We start from the raw sequence: 7,334 nt of genomic DNA on the forward strand, positions 1-7,334 counted from the left end.
CCCCCACCACAGGTGTATGGGGTGCGTGGCTGCCTCATCCTGATGGTGGTCTTGGGGCTGGGGGCGAGGATTTGGATCGGCCATGAGTGGAGCAAGTTCTCAGTGGAGCCACCCCTCTCCGCAGATCGCAACCCCCTGATCGTCCTGGCCGGGGATCAGCAGACGGAGCTGCGCCGCCATCAGGGGGACACCTACCGGGAGCTGCCCAACCTAGAAGCTTTTGGCCCAATTCTGCCCAAGGTGGTGGTCGCCGCCGAAGATCACCGCTTTTACTCCCACTTTGGGGTGGATCTGCTGGGCATTGCCCGCGCCTTTTGGGTGAACCTGCGCTCGGGGGAAGTGCAGCAGGGGGGCAGCTCCATCAGCCAACAACTGGCCCGCACCGTGCTGCGGGACTACACCGGCTCCGGCAACACCTTCGGGCGCAAGCTGCGGGAGGCCGTCGCCGCCCTGAAGCTGGAACAGCGCTACAGCAAAGACGAAATCCTCGCTCTCTACCTCAACAATGTTTACCTGGGCAACGGCATCTACGGCTTTGAGACTGCCGCCCAGTTCTATTTCGGGATCCCAAGCCGCCAGCTCAGCCTTTCCGAAGCTGCGACTCTGGCGGCCATTTTGCCCGCGCCCAATGCCTTTAACCCTGTCGCCAACTATGATGCCGCCGTTCGAGGCCGGGATCGGGTGTTGGATCGCCTGAGCGAGCTGAAAGTCTTCCCCGAAGAGGAGATTCGGCGGGCCCGGCGCAGTCGCCTCACCCTCAACCCCCATTTGCGCTCCCAAACCATGACAGTTGCTCCCTACTTTTACAGTGCCGTCTTCCAGGAGCTGCGGCAGCTTTTGGGCCAAGACCTCTCGGCAGAGGGCAACTTCATCATCGAAACCACGGTGCATCTGCCCTACCAGCGTTTGGCAGAGCAAGTCCTGGCCCAAACGGTGCGCGAGTCGGGATCCCGCTTGGGCTTCAGCCAAGGCGCTTTGGTCAGTCTCGACAGCCGCAACGGCGAAGTGCTGGCTTTGGTGGGCGGGATCGACTACAACGCCAGCCCCTTCAACCGGGCTACCCAAGCTCAAAGGCAGCCGGGCTCCACCTTCAAAGTGTTCACCTATGCGGCTGCCCTCACCCAGGGGATCCCTCTCTCCCAAGTGTTGTCGTGCGAGCCCCTCACCTGGGGCAACCTCACCTTTCGCGGCTGTCGCTCGGGATCGGCCCCTATGGATTTGGCCCGCGGCCTGATCCTCTCCGAAAACGTGATTGCCCTGCGGTTGGCCCAACAAGTCGGTCTAGAGCAAGTGGTGGCGACGGCCCGGCAAATGGGCATCCAATCGCCATTGCAACCCTATCCTTCTATGGTGATTGGCACCATGGAGGTGAACTTGCTGGAGTTGACAGCAGCCTTCACTCCTTTTGCCAATCGTGGCCTTTGGTCAAGGCCCCACACCATCCGCCGCATCTTGGATAGCAGCGATTGCGCCAACCCCAACGACTTTCGCACCTGCCGTGAGATTTACCCTGGTCGGGAGGATCCCCGTTCTCAGCGACTTGTCCTGCCAGAAACCGTCGCCCAACAGATGACAGCCGTACTGCAAGGGGTGATCAGCTCCGGCACCGGCACTGCTGCCCGGCTCGGCATTGGAGAAGCCGGTAAAACTGGCACCACCACCGCCAACAAGGATCTGCTCTTTATCGGCTACACGCCCAACCCTCCCCTGGTGACCGGCATTTGGCTGGGCAATGATGACTCTAGCCCAACACGAGGAAGCAGCAGCATAGCCGCTCAAACTTGGGGAAATTACACGAGGCAAGTCATTACCAATAGTTTGACGATGGTTCAATAGAGCAACTCCGAGAGCAGCCTTGGCAATTGGCAACCCCAAATCCTGACAACCCGACAGAAAACTCTCCTGCATCCCAAGTGAGAAATGCCTAATAACCAGTTTGGCCGTACCCCTCAATAAACCCACAATCTAGGTTCACCCACTTTCTCAGCGCAGATCTCGGCCAAAGGGCAACAACGACAAAATAATTAACTTCATGTGTTGTTTGGCAAAGGGGATCCCAACAATGGTGATTGCCAGAATCACAGCCCAGAAGAGATGGTTAAGCACCAACGGCCAGCCAAACAGCAATAGCCAGATGACGTTAAAGATCAGCAGCAGCGGGCTGTTGGCATCGGAATACTCCACCACTTCCTTTCCGAAGGGGGCAAGCACTGCAAACCCCAGTTTGATGCTCTGCCAGCCAAAGGGAATGCCGATGATTGTCAGGCAAAGGCTCAGTCCTCTAAGATGTAGCCCAAACCTGTCAGCAAACCCCCGAAGATTAGCCAGATGATGTTGCCAATCAAGCTCATGATTCAGATCCTCCACCGTTGAGACCAAATTGCAGGGTACAAGAGCAGAACTAGCCTTCCTGTTCGACATCCATACTCTAACCAGCTGTTGGCCAAGACTGGGATCCCAAAATCTGCTTCTTTCCTGGGCTCTAGCGTTCTGCGTCACCGAGGGGAGCGGGCTCCATCACCGGAGGCACTGCGGCCCTATTCACCTTGCAGGGCAGAATGCGGTTCAGAAAGCGGAGGATCCCCCAAACCCAACTGACGGTGATCACCCAAAAGATCCACAACCCGCTTGCCCACGGTTGCGGCAAGTCCAAGGCCATCCCCCCAATCATTGGGCCAAGAGCAAACCCCGCCGCCCAGCAGAGGGAGTTGACCGACAGATACACCCCCCGCAAGTGATCCGGCGCCAAATCCGCCACCAAAGCAGAGGCAGAGGGGTTGTAGCTCACCAACGCCAAAGAGAGCACCGCCAGCGCCAAGACTGCCACCGCCGGGGCCGGAGCCCCCAATTCCGCCGCCAGACCGCTAAGCCAAACCAAAAGAAATCCCACCCCCCACATCAGGGCGGATCCCTGCAACCCTTGGATGCGCGTCCGGCGATTCAACCAACGGGCCACCGGCATCTGCAGCAGAGCGATCAAGGCCCCATGCAAGGCAAACAAAATGCCGATTTGCACCTCTGGGATCCCTACCCCATTGCGGAAGTAAAGGGGCATGCTGCTGCTGAGCTGGGCCACATAGGTGGTGAACAGGATATTCGACAGGCCAAACACCAAAAGGGAGCGATCTCTAAGGGCGGTTTTCCAACCTGCCAACACAGGCTCTGCTGCCGGACAAGTCGCCCGAGTTTCCCGGATAAAAAACCAAAGTACTGCCAGAAAGATTAGAAAAGTGACACCGTCGATTACAAACAAGAGCCGATAGGCCCCCGTCAGAGCCACCAGCGTGCTGGCCATAGCCACCCCAAGGCTGAGGCCCAGGTTATCCCCTAGACGGTTGAGAGCGTAGGCTTCGTTGCGCTGCTCACGAGTGGTTAGATCTGCTACAATCGCTTCCGCAGGCGGCCAGTACAACCCCTGCCCCAAGCCTGCAGCCATATTGGCCAGGGCAAAACTCCAGAAGTCATAGGAGAGCGCAAACCCAAACGACCCCAAGCTGGAAATGGCCAGGGAGAGGATCAAAGTGGAGCGGCGCCCCCAAGCTCCATCGGCCATCGAGCCGCCCAGGATGCGGCCAAACACCCCGGCAAAAGCCATAATGCCCAGCCCCAAGCCCACTTGGGTGGCGGTCAGCCCTACCTGATTGACAAAAAAGAGGGTGGCATAAAACAGGGTAAAGCCGGTTCCGGTTTGGGAAAGCAGCCGACCGACAAAGATTAGCCAAACCTGAAAACTGAGCTTCGGCCACCAAGAAGGGATCCGCATGTTGGGTGCAGCAGGATGTTGAGTGCAGCAGGGGAGGGCCTACCTAGCCTACGGGATCCCGATCCTTGAGGCCAGGGCAAGGAGCCTGCTCTGACAAGTAAACTGAAAATTTGTGCAGCCAGGCTTGATGTTCGTTGCCAGAAGGCTCTTCACCCAGCGAGCCAGCAGACAGGGCAACCCATTTCCCCAACTCCAAATATTCGCTCAACAGCCGCGCCAACTTATAAACTCGATAATCGAGCTGCACTAAGCTACTTTTCATCTGCCCCAAAACACCCAGTCCTCTTCTGAGCCAACTTACAACCTTCAACCTTTCCCAAAACCTGCTGAGCAGGAAGCCAACCCCCATCTTGCTTGCTGCAGCCGAGGCGCAAGTTCCCTTTGCCCACAACAGAGCACCTGTAGCTCAGCCGCAAACCTGGACAAAGCTAGAAGAAGCTGTGCCTTACAGTTCTAGTACCAACAATTTTAACTAACGGGGGTGCGGGGGCAATAGGTCCCATGCTCTAGCCGCAGGGTGAGCACTGGGATACATGGATCCCCGCCATACCCCTGAGCGAAATCTGTAGTAAAGCCTACTTATGCTGGCGGTAACCTACAAGTACTGGGCTTATCCAGATGCCTCCCAACAAACCAGCTCACGGGCGGACGACGGGGATTGACCTGGTTTTGGAGCAATTCCTGACGACTTCAGAGGGCGCTTTTGGGAACGGCCCAAGGGCTTCAAAGCCCTGCAAGGCCAGCTGAGAAGGCTGCAACCCAGGGGGGCGAGAAAACAGCAGGGGTCTTGCCACTGGAAGAGAGCACCACTGCAGGTTGCCAGGATGCAGCGGGGCATTGCCAATGGTTGCCAAGAGTTTCATTTCCAGAGGGCCCATTGGCGTTGAGACCGAGGGCAGACCCTCTCTATCTTTTCTTTGTGGAAGACCTCAAGGCCAAGGGCTGGGCAAGGGGGATGTTGCCCAAGGATTGCGTCGAGGCTGCCTGGGGATAGATTCTCTGCCTCCTGGAGTGGGTTTGCTGGAAGGGTGGGGTGGACTTTGCCAAGGTTGACCCCAAAGGAAGCGGCCAAATCGGTTGCAAGTGCTGGGGGATGGTTAGCAACAGCTGGGCTGTCGGGGGGCCTCAGTGCCCTGAATGCCGGTACCGGGTGCATCGGGACTCAGCCTCAGCCTTGGGAACTGTGCTGGGTGGATTAGAGGTTGTTTTGCGAGCTGGCAGTGCCTAGGGGGGAGGCTGGGGAAGGGGAACCGCCTGTCCAGTTGTTCTGTCGGGGGTTGTAGACCCAGACAAGTGGCGTGGGGCAGGAATGCCCGACCGCGAGGTAAGGACTCCGTCCTGCTGACGGGAAGGGTGGCCCGCGCTCTGTCCATAGGATGAGCGCCGGGAGGATGTCACTCTTGCCGACTTTGGTGTTCGCGCCAGAACTGCTCCGCAAAAGCCACCGTCGGGTGGAGAGGGGCACGGGGTTTGCTGCGCAGGGGCATGTTGGCTTCTTCAGGGGTGCGGTTGCCCTTGCGTTGATTGCAGCGTTCGCAAGCCGTCACCACATTGTCCCAACTGTGGGATCCCCCTTTGGAGAGGGGCACGACATGATCCAAGGTCAGATTGTGGGTGCTGCCACAATACTGGCAGGTGTGGTGATCCCGCCGCAAAACCTCCCGCCGATTCACAGGGGGCACGCGCCAAGCGCGCTCTTTGCCCTTGATGGTCAGGCGAATATGTTCGGGCACTTCAATGACCTGGCTGGGGGAGCGCACCTTCCACACCGGCACATGCATCATCGAGAGCGGTTCGGCTTTGCCTGTTAGCAGCAGCACGATTGCCCGCTTGATATTGACCCGGCTGATGGGCAAATAGTTTTGGGAAAAGACAACGATCGACTGTTCCAGAAGGTGGGTAGCGGCAGTCATGGCTCAGCTCTTCCTTTTGCCGCCATTCTCCTGAGGAATCTTGCGAATGGCAAGCTTTTCCCCACCGGCAGCGCTCAGACATTCAAGAGTTTCTTACGATCGCCAGCCAGACAGATGGGCTAGTATCCGGGTGATGGTTGGATCCGGTACCGCCCATGACCTACCCGCTGCACGTCGCCCTGGTTTGGCACCAACACCAACCCCTCTACAAAAGTCCGGTGGCGGGTAAATATCGCATGCCTTGGGTGCGCCTACACGGGATCAAAGATTACCTGGACTTGGTCTTGCTGCTGGAGCGCTATCCCCGCTTGCACCAAACGATTAACCTGGTGCCCTCCCTGATTCTACAGATCGAAGAGTATGTGGCCGGCTCGGCTTTTGATCCTTACCTGGAACTGACCCTATCCCCTGTCGAAAAGCTCGGCCCCGATCAACTGCGCTTTGTGGTCGAGCGTTTTTTCGACAGCCACTACCCCACCATGATCGAGCCCTACCCCCGTTACCGGCAGCTCTACAACCAACGGGAATCTCAGGGGGTGAACTGGTGTCTGCAGTACTGGACTCCGCAGGACTTCGGGGATTTGCTGGCCTGGCACAACCTGTCTTGGTTTGATCCTCTCTTTCAGGAGGATCCTGAGATTGAGGGCTGGATCAAAATGGGATCCGGTTTTACCCTGGCGGATCGGCAGCGGATCTACGCCAAGCAACAACAGATCCTCGGCGCCATCTTGCCCCAACACGCCAAACTGCAGAGCAACGGCCAACTGGAGCTGACCACCAGCCCCTATACCCACCCCATCTTGCCCCTGTTGGTGAGCGAGCGCTCGGCACGGGTGGCCCGCCCAGGGTTGCCCTTACCTCGCTACCCCTTTCACTGGGAGCAGGATGTCCACACCCAACTGGAGCGGGCTAAGCAGATCTATCGGGAGCGCTTTGGCCGCGAGCCGCGGGGCCTGTGGCCTTCCGAGCAATCCGTAAGCCCTGCCATTGTGCCGATTGTGCAAGAACAGGGCTTTGATTGGATCATCTCCGACGAAGGGGTTTTGGGGTGGAGCCTGGGCCAGCCTTTTCATCGCGATGGGCAGGGCCACATTCTGGAGCCGGAGAAGCTCTACCGCCCCTACCGCCTGGAAACCGAGCGGGGGGATTTGGCGATTGTCTTTCGGGATCACCGCCTTTCGGATTTGATCGGCTTCAGCTACAGCGCCATGCCCGCCGATGCTGCCGCCAAAGATCTCATCGGCCATCTGGAGAGCATCCGCAACCGCCTGCCCCAGGAGCAGCCCTGGCTGGTGACCATCGCTCTGGATGGGGAAAACTGCTGGGAGTACTACCCCCAAGATGGCCGGCCCTTCTTGGAAAACCTCTATACCCGCCTCAGCCAGCACCCGGCGCTGCGCTTGGTGACGGTCTCCGAGTTTCTGGATCAGTTTCCTCCCACTGAGTTTTTGCCGGCAGAGCAGCTGCACAGTGGCTCCTGGATCGAGGCGGACTTCACCACCTGGATTGGGGATCCCGTCAAAAACCGCGCTTGGGAGCTTCTGGCCCAAGCCCGTCAGGTGATTCAGGATCATCCCCGCGCCAATCCCCAAGCCTGGGAAGCCCTCTGGGCCGCCGAGGGATCCGATTGGTTCTGGTGGTTTGGGGCAGGCCACTCC

The 7,334-nt window shown here is 58.5% G+C and carries 6 protein-coding genes and 1 pseudogene; 2 read left to right on the forward strand and 5 right to left on the reverse strand.

The annotated features are described in order from the left end of the window. Positions 1–1,836: transglycosylase domain-containing protein (locus tag NW837_RS11685; protein ID WP_414331689.1), on the forward strand; the 1,836-nt coding region annotated here is incomplete at its 5' end. 147 nt (positions 1,837–1,983) lie between these two features. Here the strand turns inward: NW837_RS11685 and NW837_RS11690 are convergent. The 5 genes and pseudogenes from NW837_RS11690 to NW837_RS11710 all read right to left on the reverse strand — a co-directional run bounded on the left by NW837_RS11690 (position 1,984) and on the right by NW837_RS11710 (position 5,676). Continuing rightward, the gene (locus NW837_RS11690) at positions 1,984–2,211 is read right to left on the reverse strand and encodes a YccF domain-containing protein (RefSeq protein WP_414331703.1); all 228 of its coding nucleotides are present in this window, start codon (positions 2,209–2,211) and stop codon (positions 1,984–1,986) included. 21 nt (positions 2,212–2,232) lie between these two features. Continuing rightward, positions 2,233–2,421 (reverse strand): annotated as a pseudogene (locus NW837_RS11695) (hypothetical protein); the annotation flags it as partial. Between the two features lie 61 nt (positions 2,422–2,482). Next, entirely contained in the window at positions 2,483–3,763 is a 1,281-nt protein-coding gene (locus tag NW837_RS11700; RefSeq protein WP_414331691.1) for an MDR family MFS transporter, read from the reverse strand. Positions 3,764–3,806: 43 nt separating this feature from the next. Beyond that, on the reverse strand, positions 3,807–4,025 hold the full coding sequence (locus tag NW837_RS11705; protein WP_414331694.1) for a hypothetical protein: 219 nt from the start codon (positions 4,023–4,025) through the stop codon (positions 3,807–3,809). A 1,132-nt stretch (positions 4,026–5,157) separates the two neighbouring features. Continuing rightward, positions 5,158–5,676, reverse strand: a complete 519-nt coding sequence (locus tag NW837_RS11710) for an HNH endonuclease (RefSeq protein ID WP_414331697.1) — start codon at positions 5,674–5,676, stop codon at positions 5,158–5,160. Positions 5,677–5,831: 155 nt separating this feature from the next. Between NW837_RS11710 and NW837_RS11715 the strand changes: the two genes are divergently transcribed. Further along, a partial coding sequence (locus NW837_RS11715; RefSeq protein ID WP_414331700.1) for a glycoside hydrolase occupies positions 5,832–7,334 on the forward strand: 1,503 nt, incomplete at its 3' end.

Source organism: Synechococcus sp. R6-10 (genome assembly GCF_047461815.1).
Classification (GTDB): domain Bacteria; phylum Cyanobacteriota; class Cyanobacteriia; order Thermostichales; family Thermostichaceae; genus Thermostichus.

Excerpts from the sequence above, each read along its gene's own strand:
- NW837_RS11700 (WP_414331691.1), bottom strand. The coding sequence starts at position 3,763 with ATGCGGATCCCTTCTTGGTGGCCGAAGCTCAGTTTTCAGGTTTGGCTA.
- NW837_RS11705 (WP_414331694.1), bottom strand. The coding sequence starts at position 4,025 with ATGAAAAGTAGCTTAGTGCAGCTCGATTATCGAGTTTATAAGTTGGCG.
- NW837_RS11710 (WP_414331697.1), bottom strand. The coding sequence starts at position 5,676 with ATGACTGCCGCTACCCACCTTCTGGAACAGTCGATCGTTGTCTTTTCC.